Here is a 25,623-nt window from a genome sequence, read left to right as displayed (position 1 = left end):
GGCGCCTCGAGGTGGGCGTGCCGATGCGCTGGAGCGACATGGATGCCTACGGGCACATCAACAACGTCCAGATTGTCCGGATCCTCGAAGAAGCACGGATCGCGGCGTTCGGCCCGCCCCGGGGTCCCGGGCTGCCGGGAACCGAACCGCTGGTGCCGCTCTTCAATGAAATTCCGGAAGGGACGCTGGCGCTCGTGGTCGAGCACAAGATCAGGTACGTCAGGACCCTTGAGTACCGGAACGTGCCCGCCGTCGTCCAGTTGTGGATCGGCGCGGTCAAGGGCGCCAGCTTTGACATCCACTACCTGGTGCAGGATCCCGTCACGCGCGAGGACTGCGTCCGGGCCACGAGCCATCTCGCCTTCGTGGACGAGGCAACCGGCCGGGTGCTGCGGCTGACGCCCGAACAGAAGGACCGGCTGGCCCCCTACACCCGTGCCCACCCGGTCCAATAGCCTCTACCACGGTGCCGGTAGGGCTCCTAGAATGAACAACTCCGACGCTAAAAGGAGGCGTGGTCGTTGTGAACATGGGCCAGAACATGCACAAGAAGCACACCCGCAAGAAGAAGTGGAACGAACTCTCGCCGAKTGCACGGTTCGGAACCATCGCCGCTGCCATCGTCCAACTCTCGCTGCTGGTCGCGGCCCAGACGGACATCAGCCGACGCCCGTCTGCGCAGATCCGCGGCAGCAAGGCCATGTGGCGGCTTGCCACGCTGGTGAATTTCATCGGTCCGGCCACGTATTTCACCTTCGGCGTGAAGCGCCGGCCCGGCGCGAAACCGAGTCTGCTGCCCGCCCGTCCGTAATCTACTGGCCGGTAGTTTGGGGTCGGCGTTAAATGGGCGCGTTCAGTTTAAGCCTGTAAATTGAACGTATGACCCCAACCAAGAAGCCTGCCCTGCACCGCGCCCTCGGTATCTCCAAGGAGATTGAAGACGCGGCGTGGTTTGTGCTGGGCCCGGGGTTGCTCGGCAAGGCGTCCCCCCTGGACGGCCGCACCAAAACGTGGTCCGTCCAGGCTGCCGCGGAGTTGCTGGAACGCCTCGAACGGGGCGTTCCAGATCCCAAGGCGCCGATGATGACCAACCTGCGCCAGAACCTGGAAGACGCCACCCGCGGGGCGAAGCAACTGGCCGTGGAGCTACTCTTCCTCCAGTCCCTGCCGCTGGCCCACGAGGTCAAGTCGCTGAAGGTCAAGCGGGCCCGCGTCGCCGAGGCGGCATCCTGGCTGGAGCCTGCGCTGGAGCTCCCCGACGAGCTCTACGCGGGCATGACGGACCACGGCGTGATCCGGGACCGCACCGCCGAATTCAACTGGACCATCTGGGACCACCTGAAATGGCTCTGCCGCTTCGTGCAGCACGTCGCACAGCGGCCGGCCCACGTCGTCCAGGCCGCGGTCAAGGATCCGCTGGCCTTCCACCGGCTGGTCGCCGGCACCCCGGATGACCAGCCGGCCATCCGCCGCAGCATTGAGTTCCTGGTCTGGCCCAGCTACTTCGAACCCGTGGTGGCCGATGTCGAACGGCAGGAGATCCGCGACGCCTTCGCTTCCCTCGTGGGCGGGGCCAAGGGGGACAGCGACGAGGACATTTCGGCGGACATCCACCGGATCCGCCTGCACCTGGACCAGCAGGCCGGGCAGCGGATCGACTGGTACTCACGCCAGCTGGTGAGCCAGTGGCGGAAGGTCGGCGACCCCGGCCGCCGCGCCTGGCTCCTGCGCACCCACCACGACAACGCCGAGCTGCTGGGGGAGTGGCGGGACGAGGAAGCGGTGACGCTCGACGTCGAACACCTCCGCCTGCTGGACCCCGGCGTCACCGCGGGGCTGGTCCAGAACGCCGTTGACGAGGACTACAAGCACCTCGGCTACGTGGAGCGTGAGGACACCAAGACCGCAGTCTTCGCCTTCCTGACCGTCATGAAGCCGGGTGACCTTGCGCTCTACCAGAGCTCGGGCAAGGTCCGGATCGGCGTGGTCCTCGGCGAACCCGAGCATGCCAAAGACAACCGCCAGCTCCGCCGCAAGGTCCGCTGGTTCGATGAGGAACACGACGCCACCGGCCTGCCCCGCCACGTGCAGCGCCAGCTGACCACCTCCGGCAACATCGTGGACATCACCCGCGTGATCCAGGCGCTCGAGGCGCTGCTGCCGGCTGAAGCGGAAGCCGAGGACGGCGACGGCGCCGCGCCGGATGCCGCCGTCGAACCGGCCTGTGACGGGTTCCGGCCGCTGACGCCGGAGTTCGCCGCGTCCCTGCACATGGACCTGGAGCCGCTGCAGGAAATCGCCGAACTCCTCGAGGAGAACCGGCAGCTGGTGCTCTACGGTCCGCCGGGAACCGGCAAGACGTACCTCGCCAAACACCTCGCCGCCGAGCTCGCCGGCGACACCACGGACGAGCGGGTCAAGCTGGTCCAGTTCCACCCGTCGTACGCCTATGAGGATTTCTTCGAGGGATTCCGCCCGGACAAGACGGACGAGGGACAGGTCTCCTTCAAGCTCGTGGCGGGACCGCTGCGCCGGCTCGCCGAGGAAGCGGCCAAGCCCGGGAACGAGAGCAAACCGTACTTCCTGATCATCGACGAGATGAACCGGGCCAACCTCGCCAAGGTGTTCGGCGAGCTGTACTTCCTGCTCGAATACCGCGACGACCGCATCTACCTGCAATACAGCCCCAACGAGCCGTTCACCCTGCCGGACAACCTTTACATCATCGGCACCATGAACACCGCGGACCGGTCCATCGCGATGATGGACGCGGCCATCCGGCGGCGCTTCTCCTTCATCGAGCTGCACCCGAAGACGGAACCCGTGAAGGGCTCGCTGCTGCGCTTCCTCCAGGCCCGCGACCTGGACACGACGCCGGCCCTGCTGCTTGACGCTTTGAACGACGCGATCGACGAATGGGACCGCGACCTCATGATCGGGCCCTCCTACTTCATGAAGAAGTCCGCGCAGACGCCCAAGGGCCTGAGCAGGATCTGGAAATACGAGCTCATGCCGCTGCTGGAGGAGCACTATCACGGGCAGCTCAACCGCGCCCAGCTCGAGGAACGGTTCGGACTGGAACAACTCCTGGGCCGCCTGGCGCATGCCTAGGCTGGCCGGGGACGCCGTAGCGCTGGACCGCAGTTCGTCGGACCGCAATGCCTCGGACCACCGGGGTTCATCCGGAGCCGGTCCGGCCGGGCGCGGTTCATCAGGTCGCGGTTCATCCGGGCTCGGTTCATCAGGTCGCGGTGCATCCGGACGCGGTGCGGCGGAGACCTGCCGGCACATTGTCCTCGACGAACTCTCCGCCGGCGTCGTGGAGCGGCTTGATCCGGACACTGCCGCCTACGTCAACGCCAGCGGCCTGGCGAAGGCCTCGCCGATGGGCATGGGCCTGTACCGGGTCGAACCGGTGGGGACCGTCGGCTCCGTGCGCACTCCCGCCGTGCAGCTGGAGGTGCGACCGAAGGGTCGGCTCGGTCTGAGCCGTTTGCTGTTCCTGCTCGGCTACGCGGGGGACCAAGGGTTCCGGGACGATTCTGTCGCCGCGGTGGAGCACACTGAACTTTGGAGCGCCCTGGCCGAATCCCTGGCGCAGCTCGCTGACCGGGCGCTGAGCCGCGGCGTGCTGCAGGGGTATCTCATGGTGGAAGAATCCCTCCGGACCGTCAAGGGCCGGATCCGGATGTCGGACCAGATTTCCCGCCGGCCCGGCATGCTGGTTCCGCTGGAAGTCTCCTACGACGAGTTCACCGAGGACATCGCGGAGAACCGGATTCTGCGCGCCGCACTGGAACGGATGTCCCAGGTGCCGCGGGTTCGGCCGGAAGTCCTGAGCCGCCTGCGCCAGCTCAAGGGAAAGCTCGACGCCGTGACGCGCCTTCAGTCCGGCGCGCCGCTGCCGCAGTGGCGGCCCAGCCGGATGAACACCCGTTACCACGCCGCTCTTCGGCTCGCCGAACTGATCCTGCGGAACGCGTCGGCGGAGGCCGGYGACGGCAAGCAGCAGTCGGCGTCGTTCGTGGTGGACATGGCAAAGGTGTTCGAGGACTTCGTGGGAACAGCCCTGCGCGAAGCCATGGCCGCCTACCCCGGAGAAATGCGGTTGCGCTACAACGCCCTGCTGAACGAGGCCGTCCGCGACTCGGACCGCATTGTGGTGCAGCCCGGTGCCGTCCACTTCCTCGGCGGCCGGCCCGTGATGGTGTACGACGCCAAGTACAAGGCCGCGGCCGACGTCGGCGCGTCCCTTTCGGGCGACCACTACCGGATGCTGGCCTACTGCACATCCTTGCGGGTGCCGACGGCGTGGATCGTTTACCCGGGAGCCGGGGAAATCAAGCTGCGCCGAATTCTCAATACCGACATCGACATTGTCGAGTTCCCGCTGGATCTGTCGCTACCGCCCTCGGAAATCMTGGCCGCCGTGGCAGATCTTGCCCAGCAGTCGTGGGGCGAAGTGCTCCGGCAGGCCAGTATCGACAGGTCCGCCGGCTAGGCGGATTCCTGCTGGTCGGCCACTGTCCGCAAATGTTCCAGGAGCGCCTTTTCCGGCTGGCCCGGGTTGTTGGCGACGTGCCACTGGAGTTTCTCCCGCACGTCAGCTTCTTCCGGGTTGGTGCCAGCCAGAACCTCATCAATGATCGAGGCCGCCTGCCGGCGCAGCGGCTCCAGATCCGGGTTCGCTCCGCGGAGCGGGCGGGCCCGGAAGCCGTGGAGCCTCGTGTGGCCGAGGCGACGGAACGGCAGAACTGTGGGGTCTGAATCTGTGGGGCTGGAATCTGCGGGACTGGAATCTGTTGGCGCAGCAGCCGTTTCGGGCTGGTCGTTGGACATCAGCAAGTGCGGCATCGTGCGCTCTCCCGTGTTTGCAGTACGCGTATGTACTGACCGAATAATGCCTATCGCCCCCGGAGTCGAATATTAGCTGAGGTCGTTCAGCCTGCACCGGAGGTGGGCCGCGCGACACGCGGGGAGTTGCTGCTCAGCGAAGGTCCTCAGGAGGGCTCGTCCCGGGCCGGGCCGGGCTGTGCAGGAGAGGGCTGTGGAGGGGAGGGCCCTGGAGGAAGGCATCGAGGCGGAGCTCCAACCCCGATCGGTCCTTCAGCTCGCACTCCCACACGGTGAGGACTTCCCACCCATCGAGTTCGAGCTGAAGCCGCTGGGCGGCGTCGCGGTTCCGGGTGCGCGTGCGCTTGGTTTCCCAGAACTCGGCGTTTGCTTGGGGTGCGTGCTGGCCCACCCGGCAGTCGTGGAAATGCCAGAAGCAGCCGTTGACAAAGATGACTTTGCGGCGGCCGGCGAAGACGAGATCGGGGTTGCCCGGGAGTTTGCCGCCGCTCGCGGTGCCGTGCAGGCGGTAGCGGTATCCCTTCGCGTGCAGCAGCCTGCGGACCAGCATTTCTGGCTTGGTGTTCTTGCCCCGGATCCTGGACATGTTCCAGCTGCGCCGCTCCGGAGTCAGCTTGTCCGCCATTGTTTAAGTCTAGGCGGGTGCCAAGTCTTGGCGCCGGGCAGCAGCCTCCGGGCAGCAGCTTCGGGGCGCGGGTCTGAAGCGGACGGGGGGCGGCGGACCGGGGAACTGCGGGCGGTAGTCGCCGTCGGGCGTTAGATTTCCCGCTCCGGGTGTTCGCCGAACTGGAAGTGGCGTCCGCTGAGCGACGTCGGCGTAATTTCGACGTAGAAGTCCTTCAACGTCGGAACCCACGGTTTCAGCCCGAGGGCCTCGGCGTCGGCGATGTCCGCCGATTGGTCGAGCACGCGTGCAGTGCCGCGCAGGACTACTGACCATGCTTCCTCGGACAGGATCCCGTCGGTTTCGAAGAGAACCTTCGAGTTGATGGTGAGCTCGGCCAGTTTGTTTCCCGGGGCGGTGCGGAGGAACAGTTTCCGGCCGCTGGCCGCGTAGTTCACGGGGAAAATGTCGGGTTCTCCGGCCACGGTGACCACGAGCCTGCCGTGCTTTGTAGCCTCAATCAATGTCCAGGCTTGGTCGTCGTCCAGTGTGAGGATCGGATTGCCGTCTTCGTGTTCGAACATCATGGGTTCATTGTTCTGAATCGGGCGGTCGCTGGCTAGGGGCTAAAGGACTGCCGGGGTGTTCCGTCGGTCCGACAGGCGGGCACATGCTGCCTGTGGATAATTTTGACCGGCAAAATGTGATCTCAGTTACCCTTAAGCCACAAATTGGCTTCAATCGTCTTGATTTTCTATCGGGGGAGTAGCTGACCATGACATCTCGCACTTCGCTTTCCGGTCCCTGGCGAGCCTGTGCGGTCGCTTGGGTGTCGATCTCCCTGATGTCGGCCACAGCGTGCAGCGGGGGTGGAACGCCATCCCCCCGGATCTCCACCTGCTGCTTCGCAGAGTCCCTCAGGGCCGGCCACCCCGAGCACAACTCCAACACCTACTGCCAGCTACAAGCCMGCCGACGCGACCGGCAAGGCGCAGAACGTGCCAGTACCCGAGTTGCCGGAAGCTGCGAAGGCGGAGACGAAGGAAGGCGCGATGGCCTTCGCCAGCTATTGGTTCGGCCTTCTCAGTTACGGGTATGAATCAGGCGAGTTGAAGACTCTCGAGACTGTGACCTCATCGGCATGTGAAGCATGCGAAAAGGCCAAAAGTGTTATTCGAGCATGGCATTCGGAAGGGCGCTGGCTCGTGGGAGGAAAAATATCAACTCCTTCCATAAGTACAGAGTTCACCAAGAGCGCTGAGGCCACGTACCAAGTTGTGGTTCAGGCCCATCAGACGCCACTAACGTATGTGCGGGCCGACGGCACTATCGCTCGCCGTGATCCGCAACCTGATGACACCGGAAATTTGCTGTTTGTAGCCTTCAAGAACGGCGCCTGGAGCCTTGTCGATGTCGGCAGAATCGTGGCGTGAGGAATGCGACTGTCCAGGATGTCGCGAATCGCGCAAATGCTGTTGGTCGTGTCGGCTTTGGTCGCAGCAATGGGGGTCAACGCGGCGCGTGCGGATGATCCAGACATCTTCGGAGATTGGCATCCAGACAGTGTCAAGGTCAACGGATGGGCGTGGGACAGTTCTTTGAAAACGTTTGTTCGCAATAAACCCGGATCTGTATCTGCCGACCCCTTCCAGTACAAATACGAGCTCCAGTGCCATTTGGGCGGAGGCGACTTTGACGCCGACTGTCTCGCCGCAGCGGTGGACTGTTCGAACGGCCCAGACGGAAAGGCCGGCATTCCCGTTATCTGGCTGAAAGCGCCGGCCGGCGTACCCAACCCGACATGGTCATTTCACTCCGGCCCAACGTGCCTCTTCGATCCCCGTCCAGCGGACTTGCTGCCCCGAATTGCCGCACTGATCCAGAGGGAGTTCCAGCGGCTTCCGATAACTGCGGGACTGTCTACGGCCCAACCCAGCCCCAACACGCTCCGGGGCGCCGAGACCAATTTCTTCGCCAGCGCCGCAGATCAGCAGTTCGACATCACAATCCTGGCCCAGGCCGTCCACGTCACCGCTAAGCCGGTCCAGTACTCCTGGAGCTATGGCGACGGCACCTCGGTCGGCCCGCAAGCGGTGGCCGGCGGACCGCTTCCGCAGGATCGCTGGGGCGAGAAGACCCTGACGAGTCACGTGTACACCCAGACCGGCGACTTCCCGGTGGTTTTGACGACGCATTTCCAGGGAACCTACTCCGTCAATGGCGGACCGCCGCTGCCCATCCCCGGCCAAGGGCAATTCAGCTCGCCACCGCAGACCGTCAGTGTCTGGCGGACGATCACCAGGAACTACGCAGACACGTGCCTGCAGAATCCCCAAGGCCAAGGCTGCCCCGGGGTCGCCCCGCCGCCTCCCTAGTCCGTGACTAGGCTCGCAATTCCCGGTCCATCCGTTCCATCCGGGCATTCACGAGCTGGCAACGCGGGTCGTCCGGCCCCAATAGCGCAGCCACGGCAGCCGCAGTCGCCGTATCGAAGGACCCCATGTCGCTGGTGCACCACTGCAGCATCAGCCGGGCATCACCGCTTGACCGGACGGAAGCTCCCACGGCTGTGTTGAGCTCGTCGCGCATGAACCCGATCGCCAGATTGACCGAACGGGTGAGCAGTTTTGACGGGTACGCCGCGAACGCCTCGGCAACCCGACCGTCCCGCAGATGACCGGCCACAACGGAAGCGTCGGTCACGACGTTGAGGGTTGAAGAGAATCGGTAGGGGTTCGCTTTCAGGACATCCCCCAAAATGGCGCGGATCCGGTGCATCTCGGTCCGGATCGCCGCGCCGGTGCCCGCATCGCCATGGATCTCGTACGCCAATTCTTCGGCACTCCAGCCCTGATCACGCGAGGCCAGAAGGGCCAGGATCTCGGCGCGGCGCACAGTCAGCGGACGGCTGATACCGCCGTCGACTGCCGCGGATGGCGCGTCCCCCAAGAGCCGCAGCACGAGCTGGGGTCGGGCGCCGCCGTCGCGCACTGCCCGCTCGCCACCGGGCGCCCGCTGCCCCGAGCGCCCGACGCCGCCGTCGGGAAACGGGGCCGATTTCAGCAGCTCCTCTGCGAGCCGCACTCCGCAACGGACCAGCCGCAGGCTGTCCGGCGTGACCGATTCGAAAGGGCCGGAGACGTCCAGGACGCCGGTGATGTCGCCGGTCAAAGGGTCGCGAATGGGGGATGCGGTGCAAGCCCAGTCATGGTGGGTCCGCACGAAATGCTCGGCCGAGAAAAGTTGCGCCGGCGCACCCGTCACCAAGGCCTCGCTGATGGCGTTGGTGCCCACCCCTGATTCGGACCAGTCGGCGCCCTCCACGAACTCCAGCGAGTCCGCGAGCCGCAGGGCCTGCTTGCTGCCGACGCGCCACAGAACTTCGCCCTCGTGGTCGGTGACGATCAGCAGATGGCGCCCGGTCACGGTCTCATCGGCCAGAAGCTGTGACAACGCAGGCATCACCGCAGCCAGCCGATGGCCGGCGCTGAGGGATCGCGCCTCGGAGACTTCATGCCGGTGCAGGGGCCGGTGCTGGTCCGGATTGATGCCCAGCGCCAGGGAACGCTGCCAGGACTCGATAAGCGACGGCGAGAGGTGCGGATCCGGAGTGCCCGAAATAGTGGTCTCGTGCGCCGCCCGGAGTATTCGGGCGTACTCCGCCGGTGCAGAAAACCTGAGGTCCGAGGGATGCGTGATGGGGCCGTTGCCCTGCCGCATGCTCATTCTCTCAACTCGCCCTCGAATCGTCGCACCCGGCCGGGTCCCTGCCGCCGTCGGCCAACCTGCGCGCCGGCCGACAGCTTGAGAGCTCCGTGTAACCCGATTGTAACCCCCTGCGACTTTTACTTGTGATGCGGGTCACTGCGTGGTCTACGCGCCACGCAACGGGAGCGGCCCCCTGTCAGCAATGGAAAGAGGAATCATGCCTGAGACACCAAACGGCGTCGTCGGGGCGTGGCTGGCGCAGTTCGATGAGGCACTGCGCAGCCACAACACGGACGCCGCACTGGAACTTTTCGACGACGACTCGTACTGGCGCGACTTCGTCTCCTTCACCTGGAACCTCAAGACGCTGGAGGGCAAAGAGGACATCCGGCGCATGCTCGAGGCGACCCTGGGCGACGTGCGGCCCAGCAACTGGACCCTCGCCGAGGACGCCACCGGGGACGCCGCCAATGCCGAGGCCTGGGTGAACTTCGAGACCGCCCAGGCCCGGGGCTACGCCCATCTGCGCCTCCGGAATGGCAAATGCTGGACCCTGCTCACCACCATGCAGGAACTGAAGGGCTTTGAGGAAAAGAAGGGCCCCAACCGGGACAAGGGGGTCGCCCACGAGATCACCAAAGGCCGCAAATCCTGGCTGGAACTGAAGGAGGAGCAGGAGGCGAGGCTCGGCTACGAAGACCAGCCCTACACCGTCATCATCGGCGGCGGCCAGGGCGGGATCGGGCTGGGCGCGCGGCTGCGGAGGCTCGGAGTGCCCACCATCATCATCGAAAAGAATGAGCGCGCGGGTGACTCCTGGCGTAACCGCTACAAGTCCCTCCACCTGCACGATCCGGTCTGGTACGACCACCTGCCCTACATGAAGTTCCCCGACGACTGGCCGGTTTTCGCGGCCAAGGACAAGATCGGCGACTGGCTGGAAAACTACACACGGATCATGGAACTGAACTACTGGTCTAGAACCGAGTGCACCAGCGCCCGCTTCGACGAAACGTCGCAGGAGTGGGTGGTGGAGGTGATGCGCGACGGCGAACCGGTCACCCTGCGCCCGAAGCAGCTCGTCTTCGCCCTGGGTGTATCGGGGTACCCGAGCGTCCCCACGTTCGACGGCGCCGAGTCCTTCTTGGGGGAGCAGTACCACTCGTCCAAGCACCCGGGCGGTGGCGACTGGACCGGCAAGAAAGCCGTGGTCATCGGCTCCAACAATTCGGCCCACGATATCTGCGCCGACCTTTGGGAACACGGCGCGGACGTCACCATGGTCCAGCGGTCCTCGACGCATATTGCCCGCAGCGAATCCCTCATGGAACTGGCTCTCGGCGGGCTGTACTCCGAAGAGGCGCTGGCCAACGGCGTCACCACGGAGAAAGCCGACCTGCTGTTTGCCTCCTTGCCGTACCGGATTCTGCCCGAAGCCCAGATCCCGGTCTATGCGGAGATGGCCCGCCGGGACGCGGAGTTCTACTCCCAGCTCGAGGCTGCCGGCTTTGACCTGGACTTCGGCGTTGACGGCTCCGGCTTGTTCCTGAAGTACCTGAGGCGCGGCTCCGGCTACTACATCGACGTCGGCGCCTCGCAGCTGATCATCGACGGCCGGGTCAAGCTGGCCAATGGCCAGGTCAGCAAGATCACCGGCAACTCCGTCGTGATGGCCAACGGGACGGAGCTGGATGCCGACGTCATTATTTACGCCACCGGGTATGGATCGATGAACGGCTGGCTGGCTGATCTGGTCTCGCCCGAGGTGGCGGACGCCGTCGGCAAGTGCTGGGGGTTCGGATCGGATACGCCGAAGGATCCGGGGCCGTGGGAGGGGGAACTGCGCAACATGTGGAAGCCCACCAACGTGGAGAACCTGTGGATCCACGGCGGCAACCTGCACCAGAGCCGGCACTATTCGAACTATCTTGCCCTGCAGCTCAAGGCCAGGATGGAAGGACTGCCGACGCCGGTCTTCGAGCTGCAGCCCACGCATCACGCGCGCTAACCGCACGCGCTGACTCACGGGGTCGTGACAATCTCAGGCACGGCCACCAGACTGGGGCTACGGCCCCGCTGTGAAAATCCAACTCTTATTCCGTGGATGYGCCTGATCGGGCGCATCCACGGTCCTGGACTGCGAAGGTGAAACACCATGAAAGCAGCACGATTCCACGCCCGCGAGGATCTCCGGATCGAAGACATTCAAGAGCCGGAGCTGCGACCGGGAACGGTGAAGATCGCCGTGGCCTGGTGCGGTATCTGCGGCACCGACCTCCATGAATTCCTGGAAGGACCCATTTTCACCCCGCCGCCCGGCCACCCCCACGGGCTCACCCACGAGGCCGCCCCGGTCACCCTCGGCCACGAGTTCTCCGGCACCATCGAGGAGCTGGGGGAAGGCGTCAGCGGTCTGGCCGTCGGAGACAACGTCGTCGTGGAGCCGTACTACGTCTGCAATGAATGCGGTCCCTGCCTCAGCGGCCACTACAACCTGTGCACCAAGTTGGGCTTCATCGGCCTGGCGGGCGGCGGTGGCGGCTTGAGCGAGAAGATCGTCGTCGACACCCGGTGGGTGCACCCCGTCGGCGACATCCCCCTGGACGAGGCCGCCCTGATCGAACCCCTTGCGGTGGCGTATCACGCCGTCGGCCGGAGCGGCGTCAAAGCCGGGGACGTCGCCGTCGTCGGGGGTGCCGGACCCATCGGCCTGCTGACCGCCGCGGTCCTCAAAGGCATCGGCGTCACCACGATCGTTACCGAGCTGTCTGCCGCCCGCAAAGACAAGGCGACTTCGTCCGGGGTCGCGGATCACGTGCTCGATCCGAGTGCCGAGGACGTCAAGGCGCGCGTGCTGGAACTGACCAACGGTACGGGGGCCGATGCGGCGTTTGAATGTGCCGGTGTGAATGCGGTGCTGGACACCATGCTCGACGTCGTGAGGCCCGCCGGCGTCGTCGTCAACGTCTCGATCTGGGGGCACCCGGCCACGGTCGACATGCAGAAAGTAGTGCTGAAGGAAATTGACCTGCGCGGCACCATCGCCTACTGCGGCGACCACGAAGCCGCGATCAAGCTGGTCCAGGAAGGAAAAGTGGACCTGAAACCCTTCATCACGGGGCGGATCGCCTTGGACGACTTGGTGGACCAGGGGTTCGACACGCTGATCAACCACAACGACACCGCGGTGAAGATCATCGTCCACCCGTAGTGATCCGAGTCTCACGGGGGAATAGTTGCAGACGCCTCGCAGTTGCCGCCAGTGAACCCATTTACTGCGAAAGGAATTGCGCATGCTGTTTTCCCCGATGACCCTCGGCGAGCTGGAACTGCCCAACCGGCTCGTCATGGCGCCGCTGACCCGTCTCCGTTCCGGCCAGGAAGGTATCCCGGGGCCCCTGGTTGCCGAGCACTACCGCCAGCGCGCCTCACTGGGCCTGATCGTCAGCGAGGGCACCTATCCGAGCCCGGCCGGGCGCTCGTACCCGGGCCAGCCCGGCATCGTCACCCCGGACCAGATTGCTGGCTGGAAGAAGGTCACGGACGCCGTTCACGCCGAAGGCGGCCGGATCTTCGCGCAGATCATGCACGGTGGCCGGGTTTCACATGAGGACATCACCGGCGGCCACCAGGTAGTTGCGCCGAGTGCCATCGCCGTCGAGGCAGAGACCCGTACGTCCAAGGGCAAGCAGGCGCACCCCGTGCCGCATGCCCTGACCACCGACGAACTGCCCGGCGTCCTGCAGGAAATTGTCCAGGGCTCGCGGAACGCGATCGAGGCAGGGTTCGACGGCGTGGAGCTGCACTCTGCCAACGGTTACCTGTTGCACGAATTCCTGGCGCCTTCGTCGAACCAGCGTGACGACATCTACGGCGGCACGCCCGAGAACCGGGCGCGCTTCGTGATCGAAGTTGTGAAGGCTGTGGTGGAGGCCGTGGGCGCCGAACGCGTCGGCATCAGGATCTCGCCGGAGCACAACGTCCAGGGTGTCACCGAACTGGACGCCGCAGATGTTCGTGAGACGTACCGCTTGCTGGTGGATGCTATTGCGCCGCTGAACCTGGCCTACCTGAGCATCCTGCACAAGGATCCCACCGGCGAACTGGTCCAGGACCTGCGTTCACGCTTCAACGGCGCCTTCCTCGTCAATACCGGATTCGGCGTCATCACCACCCGGGATGAGGCCATCTCGCTGGTTGCCGACGGGCACGCTGACGCCGTCGTCGTCGGACGCCCGGCCATCGCAAACCCGGACCTCGCCCGCCGCTGGCGCGAAGGCCTGCCGGTCAACGAGCCAAACGCATCCACGTTCTACGCCGACGGCGCCGAGGGCTACACCGACTACCCGGCCTACCAGAACTAGGGCCAGCTGCGGCGCGGTGACTCCCGCGGAGCCGTGCAGCGCACGCTCGGTTGGACATGCTCAGCTGCAGCCACGATTAGTGGGCAGAATGCCATTCTGCCCACTGATCGCATTTAACACTGAGCATGTCCCTCGCCGGGCAGGTCCGAGACAGGATGCGCGAGTCACAGGGCCGCGCCCGCTGCCGGACATGTGCCGCGATGATCTGCACGAGAGAGCATGTTCCTCGCGGCGCATCATGGCCATGGGAATGCCCGGCGGCCGCCGCGGCCAATGGGCAGAATGSCATTCTGCCCATTGGCCGCGCCTAACAATGAGCATGTCCCTCGTCGGTTGGGCCTAAGACTGGACATGTGCCTCGCTGGAATGTGCGGGTGGGCATGTCCCGTCCTGCACATCGGGGCCACCAGGACATGGTCCCTCGACGAATTGGCCACTGGACATGTCCCGTGGCTGGCGCCGGGACTGGGCATGTCCCCATTGGGCTTAGGACGCGGAGCGAGGGGCATGTCCAGCGGTGGGGGGCAAATGGGCATGTCCCGGAGGGGGCCTCGCCGTGCCTGGTCCTATAGGATCTGAAGATGCAATTAGCTTCCACCGGCAGCCATTCTGAGGGGCGCCCCGCCGGCCGCCCCGTCAGCCGGCAGGTCCTGGCGGACCACGTCTATGAGGAACTTCTGGCGTCGCTGATGGATGGCCGGCTGGAACCCGGAACCGCGGTCAGCATCGACGGAACTGCCCGGGAACTCGACGTCTCGCCCACCCCCGTGCGGGAGGCGCTCGCCAGGCTGGAACACACCGGGATGGTGCGCCGCGTGGCCCTTAAGGGCTACCGGGTTGCTCCGGTGTTCACCCGGGAAGACTTCGCCGAGCTTATGGAAGCCCGGCTCGCGATCGAACCTGTGAACGCCCGCCTGGCGTGTGCCCGGCTGACGCCCGGCCACCTGGCCGAACTGGAACGGGCAGTCGCCGATCTCAAGGACGCACCGCGCGGGCCCTCCTTCGCCGAGTTCCGCGGCTACCTCGAGGCCGACGAGCGGTTCCACCGGCTGATCGCGGAGCAGACAGGCAACCAGTTCATGGTGGCAGCTTATGCCGCTCTCGGCGGACAGATTCAGCGCTTCCGCCTGTTCGGGGGAGTGGGCATCACCGACGCCGATCACGCGATCGCCGAACATCAGGCCGTCCTGGATGCCTTGGCGACGGGCGACCCGGAGAAGGCCGCAGCCGCAATGGCCGAGCACGTGCAAAAGGTGCGCGGCCGCGCCATCGCGGACGCTCCCGCGGAATAAGCCTCGCTTCCCAGGCTGACGCACGCGGGTCCAACACCGCGTAACAGTGCGCCGTACCCGCTTCTGCGCCCTCTTTTTTGTGACCCCCTTCACAGCTGATCGAAGACCCTATAGGATCTTCGATTGTGACGGCTACGGTGCCGGCATGGGGAGTCACAAGGGAGTGAAGAGTGCAAACAGAAACTTTGGCCGCAGGGCCCAAGGAGTCCGCAACACGCCGCACCATCAAGAATCTGCGGTGGTGGATTCTCGGCTGGGCTCTGGCCGCCGGCATCATCAACTACATGGACCGCAGTGCGATCTCCATCGCCGCGCCGCAACTGATCAAAGACTTCGGCATGACCCGGACGGACATTGGCCTCCTGGGCACCGTGTTCTCCTGGACCTACGCTTTTGCCCAGCTGCCCGCTGGCTGGCTCGTGGACAAGCTGGGCGCCCGACGGATGTACTTCCTCGCAATCGCGGGCTGGAGCATCGCGACCGCGCTGATGGCCGTCGGCACCAAGATGTGGCAGTTCGTCACGTTCCGCTTCCTGCTCGGCATCACCGAGGCCCCTAACGGGCCGGCGTCGGCAAAGCTCACCGCCGACTGGTTCCCCCGGGCCGAGCGCGGACAGGCCACCGCCATCTGGGACAGCGGTTCCAAGTGGGGACCCGCCATCGCGCCGCCCGTCCTGACCGCCATCATGCTCGCGTTCGGCTGGCAGGCCATCTTCCTCTTCCTCGGCGCCGCAGGCATCGTGCTGGCATTGGCCTTCTTCCTTTACTACCGCGCTCCCGAAGAGCACAAGCGCATCAGCGCGAAGGAACTGGATTACATCGAAAGCCAGCGCACCACCCAGCTCCTGACTGCCAAGAAGGTTTCGTGGCTCGGACTCTTTAAGCACCGCCAAATCTGGGGCATGATGGCCGGATTCTTCTGCGTCATTTGGATCTGGAACATCTTCATCGTCTTCCTGCCGCTCTACCTGCAGGAAGAACGCGGTGCCAGCATCGCCAGCTCCGGCTGGCTTGCGGCTGTCCCGTACCTCGGCGCAGCCATCCTCGGCATCACCGGCGGCTGGGTCATGACGCGCTACTCGAAGAAGGCCGGCCGCGATCCGTTGCTGGCCAAGCGCCACGTGATGTCCATTGCAGCGGTTGCCGCCGGCATCTTGATCTGCCTCATCCCGTTCGTAGATTCCCTCCCGCTCGCCATCGCTGTCATGACCGTGGCACTGGGCTTCGTCGCCACCATGCAGGCGGCCGCGTGGGCCATGCCCGGCGACATCGTGGACAACTCACAGGTTGCCTCCGTCGGTGCCATCCAGAACTTCGGCGGCTACTTCGGCGGCGCCTTTGCCCCGCTGCTGACCGGTGTGATCGCCGATGCCACCGGCTCCTACGCGCCGTCGTTCGTGATCGGCGGCGTCATCGCCGCCCTGGCCGCAGTGGCGTACACCGTGCTGGTCCGCGAACCCATCAAGGACAAGACCGCAGCAGCGCAGACAGAAAGCCGAACCGACGCATGAGCACAGCAACAAATGCATTGACGACGACGGCGGTCGCCACCACGGCGGCCGCCCCGGCGGCGGGAACCACCACCGCGGGCACCGCCCGCTCGCCGTTCACCGTGGCCGTCACGGCCGACGCCGCGCGGCCGGACGGAAGCTCCATTCACGGGGACCTGCGGCTGCAGCGGCTCAGCGAGCATGGCATCAGCTGGAGCGTCCTGCCCAGTTACACAGACCCGGTTCCGCTGGCCGACCTCGCCGGGGTCCAGGCCGTGCTGTCCCTGGGGCACATCGCCTTCGATTCACGCACCGTGGACCACGCCCCGGACCTGAGGCTGATTGCCCGGTTCGGGGCCGGCTACGAAACCATCGACTTGGACGCCTGCACCCGCGCCGGCATCGTTGTCACCAACACCCCGGATGCCATCCGGCGGCCGTTGGCGGTGGCGGGACTGACGCTGCTCCTGGCGCTCTCGCACAAGCTCCTGGCCAAGGACAGGCTGACCCGGACCTCTGACTGGGCGCAGCGCGAGCACTACCGCGGCGTGCCGCTGGTGGGCCAGACGGTCGGCATCGTGGGCTTCGGCAGTGTGGGCGCTGAGCTCGCCCGCCTCCTGGCCCCGCTCGGGGTGAAAGTCGTGGGCAACAACCGCAGCGGCCGCCACGCGGAGGCCGCCGGACTCGGCGTCGAACTGCTGGGCCTGAATGAGCTCCTGGAGCGCTCGGATTACGTTGTGCTCTGCGCCGCGCTGACACCGGCGACCGAAAAACTGATCGGCGCGGCCGCGTTGGCGCGGATGAAGCCAAGCGCCTACCTGATCAATATCGGCCGCGGAAAGCTCGTGGACACGGATGCCCTCCGGGACGCCCTGCGGGAGGCCCGGATCGCCGGCGCCGGCCTGGACGTCTTTGAGCCGGAACCCCTGCTTCCCGACGACGAGCTCCTGACCTTGGACAACGTGGTGCTTTCCCCGCATTCCCTGTGCTGGACCGAGGACTTCACGCGGGACGTCGCGGCCAGCGCCATTGGCTCGATCCTGGCGGTCGCGGCAGGGGAGCGCCCTGCCAACGTCCTGAATCCGGAGGTCTTCGCGACAGCGGCCTTCGCCGCGAAACGCTCGTAACCCGGGGGTGTGACCTTGACAACATCCCGCTAGATAGTAAATCCTATAGGAAACAGGATTCCACGAAGGAGTGAACCCATGGCCTATACAGCCGAAAACTGGCCCATCACCGCAGCGCTCCTGCAGTTCCCGGGGACCGACGCGCAGGGCAACCACATCAACGACGCCGACGCCTCCGCCTGGGCCGAGGTCCTCACCGAGGTCAAGGACGCCGGCTTTGCCAATGCCGACCTCACGGACAGCTGGGTCCGCCCCGGTGACCTGAGCTCGGCGCGGCTCGCCGAGTTCAAGCAGACCGCGGACAACGTCGGCATCGGCATCCCCGTCATCTCGGCCATCCGCCGCAGCGTGATCGAGGAAGGCAACTGGGAAGCGAACCTGGCGTACAGCCACCGCACCATCGACGCCGCCGCCGAGCTGGGCTGCGAGGTCGTCTCGTTCGGACTGCACCAGGCCATCACCGCCGAGCAGCAGAAGCAGCTCTGGTTCTGGACCGTCGAAGGGTACAAGGATCCGGTAGGGGACAAGGAAACGTGGGGCAAAGCTGTGAGCCGCCTGCGCGACCTCGGCCAGCACGCGGCCGAGGTCGGCGTGCTGCTCTCGCTTGAAATGTACGAGGACACCTACCTCGGCACCGCTGATTCTTCCGTTCAGCTGGTCCAGGACATCGGCCTGGCCAACGTCGGCATCAACCCCGACATCGGCAACCTCATCCGGCTGCACCGCCCGATCGAGGACTGGCGCGAGATGGTCGCCAAGACCCTCCCGTACTCCAACTACTGGCACATGAAGAACTACATCCGCGACGAGGACGTCGCCCGGGACACCTACGTGGCGATGCCGGCCCCGATGGAAAGCGGCCTCATCAACTACCGCGAGGCGTTCAAGACCGCGCTCTCCGTCGGCTTCCAGGGCATCCTGTGCACCGAGCACTACGGCGGCGACGGCCTCAGCGTCACGGCCAGCAACCAGGACTACCTCCGCCGCCAGGTCCTGCCGAAGACCGACGGCTACGCCCTCGGCGCGAGCCAGGTGGCCCAGGGCCGGCAGTTGCCGGCAGCCACGGCACTCGCCAGCGCCTGAACGGGCGCCTGAAGCCAGCTTCTGAAGTCAGCGCCTGACCGGGCGCCGACACCGGCGCGTGGTGCGGCCGTCAAGCCACTTGGGGGGCGGCCGCACCACCCACCTCTCTACCCACAGCATTAGTTCTCCAACACGGATTCAATGAGGAACCATGACCCAGATCTTCGACAATCCCGCTGATTTCGCGGATGAGGCACTGGACGGCTTCGTTGCGGCCAACCGCGGCTACGTGGCCCGAGTCGACGGCGGCGTCGTCCGCTCCACCGAAGTCCCCTCCGGGCAGGTGGCCCTGGTGGTCGGCGGCGGCTCCGGGCACTACCCGGCTTTCGCCGGCCTCGTCGGGCCGGGACTGGCCACCGCCTCGGCCTGCGGCAACATGTTCGCCTCGCCCGCGGCCGGCCAGGTCTACCGCGTGGCCAAGGCCGCCAACGCCGGCGGCGGCGTGCTGCTGAGCTACGGCAACTATGCCGGCGACGTCCTGCACTTCGGCCAGGCCCAGCTGCGCCTCAACGCCGAAGGCATCGAAACCCGCACCGTCCTGGTCACCGACGACATCGCCAGCGCCCCGCTGGAGCAGATCGAGAAGCGCCGCGGCATCGCCGGGGACCTGACGGTCTTCAAGATCGCCGGCGCTGCCGCAGAGGCGGGACTGAGCCTGGACGACGTCGAACGGCTGGCCATCCGGACCAACTACCGCACCCGGTCCCTCGGCGTGGCCTTCGACGGCTGCACGCTGCCCGGCGCGGAGGCCCCGCTGTTCTCTGTCCCCGCGGGGCACATGTCCCTGGGCCTGGGCATCCACGGCGAACCGGGCATCTCCGACCACCCCATGCCCACCGCCTCCGAACTGGCCGAACTCCTGGTCAGCCGGCTCCTGGCCGACAAACCGGACGACGCCGGCACCCGCGTGGTCGCAATCGTCAACGGCCTCGGCACGGTCAAGTACGACGAACTCTTCCTGCTGTTCGGCAAGATCGAGAAGCTCCTCACCGCCGCCGGGCTCACCGTCGTCGAACCCGAATGCGGCGAGCTCGTCACGAGCCTGGACATGTCCGGGCTGTCCCTGACCCTGCTGTGGCTGGACGAGGAACTCGAGCAGTACTGGGCCGCCCCGGCCGACACCCCGGCGTTCCGCAAGGGAAACCTGGCACCCCGTGCCCGCCGCGAACTCGCGGGTCCGGACGCCGAAGAGACCGCCGACGTCGAACGGCCCACCGCCGCGGCGGCAGCCCTCGGCCGGCTGGCCGCCGACTTCCTCGGCCAGGCGCGGGACGTGGTGGTCGAGCATGAGGAAGAACTGGGCCACCTGGACGCCGTCGCCGGCGACGGCGACCACGGGATCGGCATGCGCCGCGGCGTGGACGCGGCAGTCACCGCGGCCGAACAGGCTGCCGCGAACGACGGCGGCGCCTCGCCGTCGCGGGTCCTGACCGCTGCGGGGGAGGCCTGGAGCGAACGCGCCGGCGGGACCTCGGGTGCGCTCTGGGGCTCGGCGATCATCGCCGCCGGACAGGCCCTGGGCAACCAGTACAGCTACAGCGGCGAGGACGCGGCCGCCGCGGTCACGGCCTTCGTGGATGCCATCACCGCGCTCGGCAAGGCCGAGCCGGGGGACAAGACCATGGTGGACGCCCTCTTGCCGTTCCAGGACGCTTTCCTCACCGCGTTCGACGCCGGCACACCAGTGGCCGGTTCCCTCGCCGCGGCGGCGGCCGCCGCCACAGCCGCCGCAGAGCGGACCGCCGGGCTGCGTCCGCTCAAAGGCAGGGCCCGCCCGCTCGCCGAGAAGAGCCTCGGCCACCCCGACCCCGGAGCGGTGTCCTTCGCCCTCATCGCGACCCGGATATCCACCCACACCGACACCGCAGACACAGGATCCCGGCCCGGCACCCCCGAGCCGGCGGAACAAGGAGCACAAGCATGAGCACAGCAACAGGCTGGCGCGTGGTCATCGGCAACGATGAGGCCGGCGTCGAATACAAGAACGCGCTGAAGGCGCTCCTCGAAGCCGACCCCCGTGTGGCGTCCGTGCAGGACGTGGGAGTCGGCGCCAACGACTCCACCGCTTATCCGCACGTCGCCGTCGACGCGGCCCGCAAGATCGCCGACGGCGACGCCGACCGGGCGCTGCTGATCTGCGGCACCGGCCTGGGCGTGGCGATCGCGGCCAACAAGGTCCCCGGCATCCGCGCCGTCACGGCCCACGACAGCTACTCGGTGGAGCGGTCCGTCCTGAGCAACAACGCCCAGGTGCTCACGCTGGGGCAGCGCGTCATCGGGCTGGAACTGGCCAAGAAGCTCGTGGGTGAATGGCTGAGCCACCGCTTCGACGAAAACTCCTCCTCCGCCGCGAAGGTGGACGCCATCTGCTCGTACGAACCCGAATACACGAAGGCAGTCTGAATATGACCGAATCAACAGCAACCGCAGCCGCCATCAACGCCGCCCGCAAGATCGCCGTCGTCGGCTCCGGCTACATGGGCGGCGGGATCGCGCAGGTCCTGGCACTCGGTGGCGCCCGGGTGGCGCTCGCGGATGTGTCCGCGGAAGTGGCCCAGAAGAATTACGAGCGGCTCCTGGCCGAATCCGACGAATTCGTTGCCGCCGGGCTGTTCCCGGAAGGCGCCACCGCAATCCTGAAGGAAAACCTCTGGCCCGCCAAGGACATCGAGGAGGCCGTGGCGGACGCCGACTTCATCGAAGAAGCCGTCCCCGAGGTCATCGAGATCAAGCACCAGACCCTCGCCCGCATCAGCGCGGCCGCCCGCCCGGACGCCATCATCGGGTCCAACACGTCCACGATCTCCATCGCGGACCTGTCCGAGCCGGTCACCAACCCGGAGCGCTTCCTGGGCGTGCACTTCTCCAACCCGTCCCCGTTCATCCCGGGCGTTGAAATCATCCCCCATGCCGGCACCTCGGCCGCCACGGTCGGCGCCGTCCGCGACCTCGTGCACGCGGCCAACAAGCAGACCGCCGTCGTCAAGGACGTCACCGGCTTCGTGCTCAACCGGCTCCAGTACGCGCTGTTCCACGAGGCCGCCCAGCTGGTGGAGCAGGAGATCGCGACCGCGGAGGACGTCGACACCCTGGTCCGCACCACCTTCGGCTTCCGGCTGCCGTTCTTCGGGCCCTTCGCCATTGCCGACATGGCCGGGCTGGACGTCTACAACTTCTGCTACAAGTCCCTCCAGACCGATTTCCCGGAACGGTTCGCGACGCCGAAGATCCTCACCGACCTGGTGGAGGCCGGAAAGCTGGGCACCAAGACCGGAACTGGCTTCCTCAACGTCCCGGCGGAGCGCACGCCGGAACTGATCGCCTACCGGAACAAGGCGTACGTGGCCATGCAGAAGCTCATCGACGAGCTCGGCCCCGCCCCCATCAGCTGATTCCGCATCTTCCTCTTTCACTTCAGGAGCCTTCCCATGAGCACTTTCCCCACAGAACGCACCGCCATCATCACCGGCGCCGTGTCCGAGCGCGGCATCGGCCGCGCCACCGCCAGCTACCTGGCCGCACAGGGCTGGAGCATAGGCATCATCGACCTCGATGACGCCCTCTGCAAGGCGGCGGCCAAGGAACTGGCAGCCGAGCACGGCGTCAAGGCCTTCGGCGCCGGCGCCAACGTTTCCGACGAAGGCTCGGTCCGCGCGGCAATCGACGCCATCGAGGCGGAACTGCCGCAGATCGTTGCGCTCGCCAACGTGGCCGGGGTCAGCTCTCCGGTGCCCTACCTGGAACTCGACGCCGCCGAATGGGACCGGGTGCTGAACATCAACCTCAACGGCGTCCACTACGCCACCCGCCGCGTCGCAGAATCAATGGTGAAGAACAGGATCGGGCGCATCGTGAACATCTCCTCGGTCTCCGCGCAGCGTGGCGGCGGCACCTTCTCCAAGACGCCGTACTCCGTGGCGAAAGCCGGCGTGATCGGCCTGACCCGGGCCACGGCCCGTGAACTGGGCGAATACGACATCACGGTCAACGCCATCTCACCCGGGCCCATCGACACCGACATCATGGGCGGCACCCTCAGCGAGGAACGCAAGGACGAACTCACCAAAGACCTCGTGGTCAACCGGGTCGGTTCCACCCGGGACATCGCAGCAGCCATCGCCTTCCTCATCAGCGAGGACGCCGGCTATATCTCCGGCCAGACGCTGAATGTGGATGGCGGACTCTACATGCACTAAGGAAGAAGCCTCGTGGCCCAACACAGCCAAACCCCCGCGTCCGGATTCGCAGCCTGGAGCAAGGGACGGAAGATCTACCTCGCCGTCGGGATCCTGGCCTGCGCGGCCGGCGTTCTGATGATGGTTTTTTCGCGCTAGTTTTCTCCGGCCGGATCCGGCCTGGCCTGCCTTGGCCGGGCCGGATCCGGCGTGGCTGGGCCCGATCCGGCGCTCTCCACGCAACTGATTCACCCCACTGAGTTACACCACTGATTGCTCGACGAGGAGTTTTTTTGATGACCGTAACAACAACGTCCACTCGGGACCTACTGGAGACACCGGTCCTTAAATCGGCCATCTCCAAGGCCTCCCGGCGGCTCATGCCCATGCTGGTCATCCTGTACGTGGTGGCCTTCCTGGACCGCACCAACGTGGGCTTTTCCGAGGCGGCGCTGGGCGTGGACAAGGGCATTAGTGCCGGCGCATTCGCCCTGGGTGCCGGGATTTTCTTCATCGGTTACGCACTGTTCGAAATCCCGAGCAATCTGCTCCTGACCAAATTCGGCGCCAAGGTGTGGCTGGCCCGGATCGCCATCACTTGGGGCATCGTCTCGGCCTGCTTCGCGTTCGTCCAGGGCGAGACGTCCTTCATCATCCTGCGCTTCCTGCTGGGCGTCACCGAGGCCGGGCTGTTCCCCGGCGTCATCATGTTCCTGGCCGCATGGTTCCCCAACAAGGTCCGCGTCAAGATGTTCGCCATCTTCTACCTGGCCCAGCCGTTCTCCCAGATGCTGGGCGCGCCGCTCTCCGGCTGGCTGATCAACATCGGCGATCAGGTCCCCGGCGTCCAGGGCTGGCAGGTCATGTTCTTCGTCGAAGGCATGTTGGCCGTCGTTGCCGGCATCGCCGCCTACTTCTTCCTGATCAACAGCCCGCAGGACGCCAAGTTCCTGGACAAGGACGAGAAGAACGCGCTCCTGGAGGTCATGGCGCTCGAGGACACCGTCAAGGAAGAGTCCGGGCCGCACGGCGTCCTGGCCGCCATGAAGAACGGCAAGGTCTGGTACTTCACCGTCATCTACTTCTGCCTGCAGATCGCCGTCTACGGCGTCACCTTCTACCTGCCGCAGCAGGTCGCCCAGCTGACCGGCCAGAAGGTGGGCATCGCCGTCGGCCTGATGGCAGCCATCCCGTGGTTCTTCGGCATCTTCGCCTGCTACTTCATCGGCAAGGCAGCGAACACGGTGATCCGCCGCCGGGTCTGGGGCACCGGCCTATTCATCTCCACCGGACTCTGCATCTTCGGCTCTGCGTGGGCCGGCGCCAACCACATTCCGGCGCTCGGCATCATCTTCATCACCCTCGCCGTGTGCTCGTTCCTCTCCATCGGCCCCATCGCGTGGTCCTACCCGACGGCGTTCCTCACCGGAACCGCCGCGGCCGCGGGGATCGGCCTGATCAACTCGCTCGGTAACCTCGGCGGCTTCGTCGCGCCGATCCTGCGCACCTCGGTCAACCAGATCACCGCCTCGGACACCGGGACAATGGGCGTCTACGCCCTCGGCGTGCTCCCGTTCCTGGCAGCGGCCATGATGTTCGCGACCCGCCGCTTCAAGAACAAGGCCGACGAGCTGCTGGAGCAGTAAAGGCCCCCGGCCTCACTTCCAGCGCGACGTCCAGCCCCCATCCACTGGATCCAGCAGAAAGCACCAACACATGCAGCAGAGCCCCGGCAGCCAGACCTCCAACACCCGCATCCTGGTGGGGGTCAGCACCAAGATGTACCTCGGCTACCGGGACAGCCTGGACTGGCTCGAGCGGCTGCAGCACGAAGTGGACACCCGCCCGGCCCTCGCGGCCGGGCGGGTTGTCCCGTTTGTCATCCCGTCCTTCCCCGTCCTGCCCGCGGCGGCCCGGCTCCTGGCGGGTTCGCCGCTGCTCCTTGGTGCGCAGAACTGCGGCTGGGCGGATGGGCCCTGGACCGGGGAAGTGGCCCCGTCCATGCTCGCGGAACTCGGCGTCCGGCTCGTGGAGGTCGGCCATGCCGAACGCCGGCGGCACTTCAACGAGGACGACGCCATGATCACCCGCAAGGTCCGGGCCGCGGACGACGCCGGGCTCGCCGCGCTGCTGTGCGTGGGGGAGCGCGACGGCGGGCAGCCGGCGGCTGCGGCGGACTTTGTGTTCCGCCAGATCGAGTCGGCCGTCGACGGCGACTGGGACCTCGCCGGCCGCCTGGTGGTGGCGTACGAACCGGTCTGGGCCATCGGCGCGACCGAGCCGGCCGCCGCCGCCTACGTGTCCGACGTCGTCAGCCGGCTCCGGGACCAGCTCACCGCCGCCGGCGTGCCAGGGTTGCCGGTCATTTACGGCGGATCGGCCAAACCGGGTCTGCTGCCCACGCTTGAGGGTCTCTCGGGCCTGTTCCTGGGCCGGTTTGCACACGACTCGGTGAATTTCGGCACGGTGCTCGATGAGGCGCTCGTGCTGGCCGAAGGCCTCCTCGCGACCGACCCCGCCACCGTGGGACATGTCCAGCCCTGACCGCGGGCGACGGGCATGATGCCTAGATCTCCCTTGGTCGAGGCCAAGAATGAGCATGTCCCCTAGGGGTGGCCGCCGGGGAATGGGCATGTTCCGTGGGGTGGGTGGCGAAGAGTGGACATGTCCGGGCCTGACCGCGGGCGACGGGTATGATGCCTAGATGTCCCTTGGTGGAGGGGAAGAATGAGCATGTCCCCTGGGATGGCTGGCGAAGAATGGGCATGTCCCCTGGGGTGGCTGGCGAAGAATGGGCATGTCCCGTGGGGTGGATGGCGAAGAGTGGACATGTCCGGCTCTGACCGCGTGCGACGGGCATGATGCCTAGATGTCCGTTGGTCGAGGGGAAGAATGGGCATGTCCCTCGTCGGAGGGTGCGGGCAAG

Annotated in this window: 24 protein-coding genes; 20 read left to right on the top strand and 4 right to left on the bottom strand. The window is 66.2% G+C overall.

The genetic code is table 11. The features are described 5' to 3' along the window. Positions 1-23: 23 nt before the first annotated feature. From AC1D1W_RS06790 to AC1D1W_RS06775, 4 genes are all read left to right on the top strand, one after another. Positions 24-455, top strand: a complete 432-nt coding sequence (locus AC1D1W_RS06790; RefSeq protein WP_028275635.1) for an acyl-CoA thioesterase — start codon at positions 24-26, stop codon at positions 453-455. A gap of 59 nt (positions 456-514) precedes the next feature. After that, positions 515-811: a hypothetical protein gene (locus AC1D1W_RS06785; protein ID WP_476943284.1), complete on the top strand. Its 297-nt coding sequence runs from the start codon at positions 515-517 to the stop codon at positions 809-811. Positions 812-879: 68 nt separating this feature from the next. Beyond that, positions 880-3,111 carry an McrB family protein gene (locus tag AC1D1W_RS06780; protein WP_459383982.1) on the top strand — a complete coding sequence of 744 codons (2,232 nt, stop codon included), beginning with the start codon at positions 880-882 and terminating at the stop codon, positions 3,109-3,111. Beyond that, positions 3,104-4,501 (top strand): 5-methylcytosine restriction system specificity protein McrC, encoded by a 1,398-nt coding sequence (locus AC1D1W_RS06775; RefSeq protein WP_476943283.1) that lies wholly within the window; start codon positions 3,104-3,106, stop codon positions 4,499-4,501. Before AC1D1W_RS06780 ends, AC1D1W_RS06775 begins: the two co-directional genes overlap by 8 nt. Here the strand turns inward: AC1D1W_RS06775 and AC1D1W_RS06770 are convergent. The 3 genes from AC1D1W_RS06770 to AC1D1W_RS06760 form a co-directional block, all read right to left on the bottom strand. Then, positions 4,498-4,854 (bottom strand): hypothetical protein, encoded by a 357-nt coding sequence (locus AC1D1W_RS06770; RefSeq protein WP_476943282.1) that lies wholly within the window; start codon positions 4,852-4,854, stop codon positions 4,498-4,500. The genes AC1D1W_RS06775 and AC1D1W_RS06770 overlap by 4 nt on opposite strands. 133 nt (positions 4,855-4,987) lie before the next feature. After that, complete coding sequence (locus tag AC1D1W_RS06765; protein WP_476943281.1) at positions 4,988-5,479, bottom strand: very short patch repair endonuclease; 492 nt, start codon at positions 5,477-5,479, stop codon at positions 4,988-4,990. Between the two features lie 131 nt (positions 5,480-5,610). Next, a complete protein-coding gene (locus tag AC1D1W_RS06760) occupies positions 5,611-6,045 on the bottom strand; it encodes a pyridoxamine 5'-phosphate oxidase family protein (RefSeq protein ID WP_028275641.1) in 435 nt (144 codons plus the stop codon). 282 nt (positions 6,046-6,327) lie between these two features. Between AC1D1W_RS06760 and AC1D1W_RS06755 the strand changes: the two genes are divergently transcribed. Both AC1D1W_RS06755 and AC1D1W_RS06750 read left to right on the top strand, forming a co-directional pair. Next, positions 6,328-6,891: a DUF6318 family protein gene (locus AC1D1W_RS06755; RefSeq protein WP_476943280.1), complete on the top strand. Its 564-nt coding sequence runs from the start codon at positions 6,328-6,330 to the stop codon at positions 6,889-6,891. 36 nt (positions 6,892-6,927) lie between these two features. Beyond that, a complete protein-coding gene (locus AC1D1W_RS06750; protein WP_476943279.1) occupies positions 6,928-7,833 on the top strand; it encodes a PKD domain-containing protein in 906 nt (301 codons plus the stop codon). Between the two features lie 7 nt (positions 7,834-7,840). Here the strand turns inward: AC1D1W_RS06750 and AC1D1W_RS06745 are convergent, their stop codons facing one another. Next, positions 7,841-9,178, bottom strand: a complete 1,338-nt coding sequence (locus AC1D1W_RS06745) for a helix-turn-helix domain-containing protein (protein WP_476943315.1) — start codon at positions 9,176-9,178, stop codon at positions 7,841-7,843. A 205-nt stretch (positions 9,179-9,383) separates the two neighbouring features. Between AC1D1W_RS06745 and AC1D1W_RS06740 the strand changes: the two genes are divergently transcribed. The 14 genes from AC1D1W_RS06740 to AC1D1W_RS06675 all read left to right on the top strand — a co-directional run bounded on the left by AC1D1W_RS06740 (position 9,384) and on the right by AC1D1W_RS06675 (position 25,241). Next, positions 9,384-11,174: an NAD(P)-binding domain-containing protein gene (locus AC1D1W_RS06740; RefSeq protein WP_476943278.1), complete on the top strand. Its 1,791-nt coding sequence runs from the start codon at positions 9,384-9,386 to the stop codon at positions 11,172-11,174. 147 nt (positions 11,175-11,321) lie between these two features. Beyond that, the gene (locus AC1D1W_RS06735) at positions 11,322-12,377 is read left to right on the top strand and encodes a 2,3-butanediol dehydrogenase (RefSeq protein WP_476943277.1); all 1,056 of its coding nucleotides are present in this window, start codon (positions 11,322-11,324) and stop codon (positions 12,375-12,377) included. 82 nt (positions 12,378-12,459) lie between these two features. Beyond that, positions 12,460-13,530, top strand: coding sequence for an alkene reductase (locus tag AC1D1W_RS06730; RefSeq protein WP_028275646.1), 1,071 nt, complete (start codon positions 12,460-12,462; stop codon positions 13,528-13,530). 581 nt (positions 13,531-14,111) lie between these two features. After that, positions 14,112-14,822 carry a GntR family transcriptional regulator gene (locus AC1D1W_RS06725; RefSeq protein WP_028275647.1) on the top strand — a complete coding sequence of 237 codons (711 nt, stop codon included), beginning with the start codon at positions 14,112-14,114 and terminating at the stop codon, positions 14,820-14,822. Positions 14,823-14,992: 170 nt separating this feature from the next. Next, the gene (locus AC1D1W_RS06720) at positions 14,993-16,333 is read left to right on the top strand and encodes an MFS transporter (protein ID WP_243181556.1); all 1,341 of its coding nucleotides are present in this window, start codon (positions 14,993-14,995) and stop codon (positions 16,331-16,333) included. Next, a complete protein-coding gene (locus AC1D1W_RS06715) occupies positions 16,330-17,439 on the top strand; it encodes a 2-hydroxyacid dehydrogenase (protein WP_476943276.1) in 1,110 nt (369 codons plus the stop codon). Before AC1D1W_RS06720 ends, AC1D1W_RS06715 begins: the two co-directional genes overlap by 4 nt. A gap of 78 nt (positions 17,440-17,517) precedes the next feature. Further along, complete coding sequence (locus AC1D1W_RS06710) at positions 17,518-18,522, top strand: sugar phosphate isomerase/epimerase family protein (protein ID WP_028275649.1); 1,005 nt, start codon at positions 17,518-17,520, stop codon at positions 18,520-18,522. Positions 18,523-18,673: 151 nt separating this feature from the next. After that, positions 18,674-20,446 carry a dihydroxyacetone kinase subunit DhaL gene (gene dhaL / locus AC1D1W_RS06705; protein WP_476943275.1) on the top strand — a complete coding sequence of 591 codons (1,773 nt, stop codon included), beginning with the start codon at positions 18,674-18,676 and terminating at the stop codon, positions 20,444-20,446. Then, complete coding sequence (locus tag AC1D1W_RS06700; protein ID WP_018775886.1) at positions 20,443-20,925, top strand: ribose-5-phosphate isomerase; 483 nt, start codon at positions 20,443-20,445, stop codon at positions 20,923-20,925. The genes dhaL and AC1D1W_RS06700 overlap by 4 nt, the downstream gene beginning before the upstream one ends. Positions 20,926-20,927: 2 nt before the next feature. Then, positions 20,928-21,914 carry a 3-hydroxyacyl-CoA dehydrogenase family protein gene (locus tag AC1D1W_RS06695; RefSeq protein ID WP_476943274.1) on the top strand — a complete coding sequence of 329 codons (987 nt, stop codon included), beginning with the start codon at positions 20,928-20,930 and terminating at the stop codon, positions 21,912-21,914. Between the two features lie 36 nt (positions 21,915-21,950). Further along, positions 21,951-22,718 (top strand): SDR family NAD(P)-dependent oxidoreductase, encoded by a 768-nt coding sequence (locus tag AC1D1W_RS06690; protein ID WP_476943273.1) that lies wholly within the window; start codon positions 21,951-21,953, stop codon positions 22,716-22,718. A gap of 12 nt (positions 22,719-22,730) precedes the next feature. Then, the gene (locus tag AC1D1W_RS06685; RefSeq protein ID WP_476851398.1) at positions 22,731-22,856 is read left to right on the top strand and encodes a hypothetical protein; all 126 of its coding nucleotides are present in this window, start codon (positions 22,731-22,733) and stop codon (positions 22,854-22,856) included. Between the two features lie 137 nt (positions 22,857-22,993). Then, positions 22,994-24,343, top strand: a complete 1,350-nt coding sequence (locus tag AC1D1W_RS06680; RefSeq protein ID WP_028275652.1) for an MFS transporter — start codon at positions 22,994-22,996, stop codon at positions 24,341-24,343. A gap of 70 nt (positions 24,344-24,413) precedes the next feature. After that, on the top strand, positions 24,414-25,241 hold the full coding sequence (locus AC1D1W_RS06675) for a triose-phosphate isomerase family protein (protein ID WP_476943272.1): 828 nt from the start codon (positions 24,414-24,416) through the stop codon (positions 25,239-25,241). The last annotated feature ends 382 nt before the right edge of the window (positions 25,242-25,623 follow it).

The sequence above is a fragment of the Arthrobacter sp. P1_B4 genome (assembly GCF_056406555.1).
This window is presented reverse-complemented; position numbering and strand designations above follow the sequence as displayed.

Excerpts from the sequence above, each read along its gene's own strand:
- AC1D1W_RS06790 (WP_028275635.1), top strand. The coding sequence starts at position 24 with ATGCGCTGGAGCGACATGGATGCCTACGGGCACATCAACAACGTCCAG.
- AC1D1W_RS06780 (WP_459383982.1), top strand. The coding sequence starts at position 880 with ATGACCCCAACCAAGAAGCCTGCCCTGCACCGCGCCCTCGGTATCTCC.
- AC1D1W_RS06770 (WP_476943282.1), bottom strand. The coding sequence starts at position 4,854 with ATGCCGCACTTGCTGATGTCCAACGACCAGCCCGAAACGGCTGCTGCG.
- AC1D1W_RS06765 (WP_476943281.1), bottom strand. The coding sequence starts at position 5,479 with ATGGCGGACAAGCTGACTCCGGAGCGGCGCAGCTGGAACATGTCCAGG.
- AC1D1W_RS06760 (WP_028275641.1), bottom strand. The coding sequence starts at position 6,045 with ATGATGTTCGAACACGAAGACGGCAATCCGATCCTCACACTGGACGAC.
- AC1D1W_RS06750 (WP_476943279.1), top strand. The coding sequence starts at position 6,928 with ATGCTGTTGGTCGTGTCGGCTTTGGTCGCAGCAATGGGGGTCAACGCG.
- AC1D1W_RS06745 (WP_476943315.1), bottom strand. The coding sequence starts at position 9,178 with ATGCGGCAGGGCAACGGCCCCATCACGCATCCCTCGGACCTCAGGTTT.
- AC1D1W_RS06740 (WP_476943278.1), top strand. The coding sequence starts at position 9,384 with ATGCCTGAGACACCAAACGGCGTCGTCGGGGCGTGGCTGGCGCAGTTC.
- AC1D1W_RS06735 (WP_476943277.1), top strand. The coding sequence starts at position 11,322 with ATGAAAGCAGCACGATTCCACGCCCGCGAGGATCTCCGGATCGAAGAC.
- AC1D1W_RS06730 (WP_028275646.1), top strand. The coding sequence starts at position 12,460 with ATGCTGTTTTCCCCGATGACCCTCGGCGAGCTGGAACTGCCCAACCGG.
- AC1D1W_RS06725 (WP_028275647.1), top strand. The coding sequence starts at position 14,112 with ATGCAATTAGCTTCCACCGGCAGCCATTCTGAGGGGCGCCCCGCCGGC.
- AC1D1W_RS06715 (WP_476943276.1), top strand. The coding sequence starts at position 16,330 with ATGAGCACAGCAACAAATGCATTGACGACGACGGCGGTCGCCACCACG.
- AC1D1W_RS06710 (WP_028275649.1), top strand. The coding sequence starts at position 17,518 with ATGGCCTATACAGCCGAAAACTGGCCCATCACCGCAGCGCTCCTGCAG.
- dhaL (WP_476943275.1), top strand. The coding sequence starts at position 18,674 with ATGACCCAGATCTTCGACAATCCCGCTGATTTCGCGGATGAGGCACTG.
- AC1D1W_RS06700 (WP_018775886.1), top strand. The coding sequence starts at position 20,443 with ATGAGCACAGCAACAGGCTGGCGCGTGGTCATCGGCAACGATGAGGCC.
- AC1D1W_RS06695 (WP_476943274.1), top strand. The coding sequence starts at position 20,928 with ATGACCGAATCAACAGCAACCGCAGCCGCCATCAACGCCGCCCGCAAG.
- AC1D1W_RS06690 (WP_476943273.1), top strand. The coding sequence starts at position 21,951 with ATGAGCACTTTCCCCACAGAACGCACCGCCATCATCACCGGCGCCGTG.
- AC1D1W_RS06680 (WP_028275652.1), top strand. The coding sequence starts at position 22,994 with ATGACCGTAACAACAACGTCCACTCGGGACCTACTGGAGACACCGGTC.
- AC1D1W_RS06675 (WP_476943272.1), top strand. The coding sequence starts at position 24,414 with ATGCAGCAGAGCCCCGGCAGCCAGACCTCCAACACCCGCATCCTGGTG.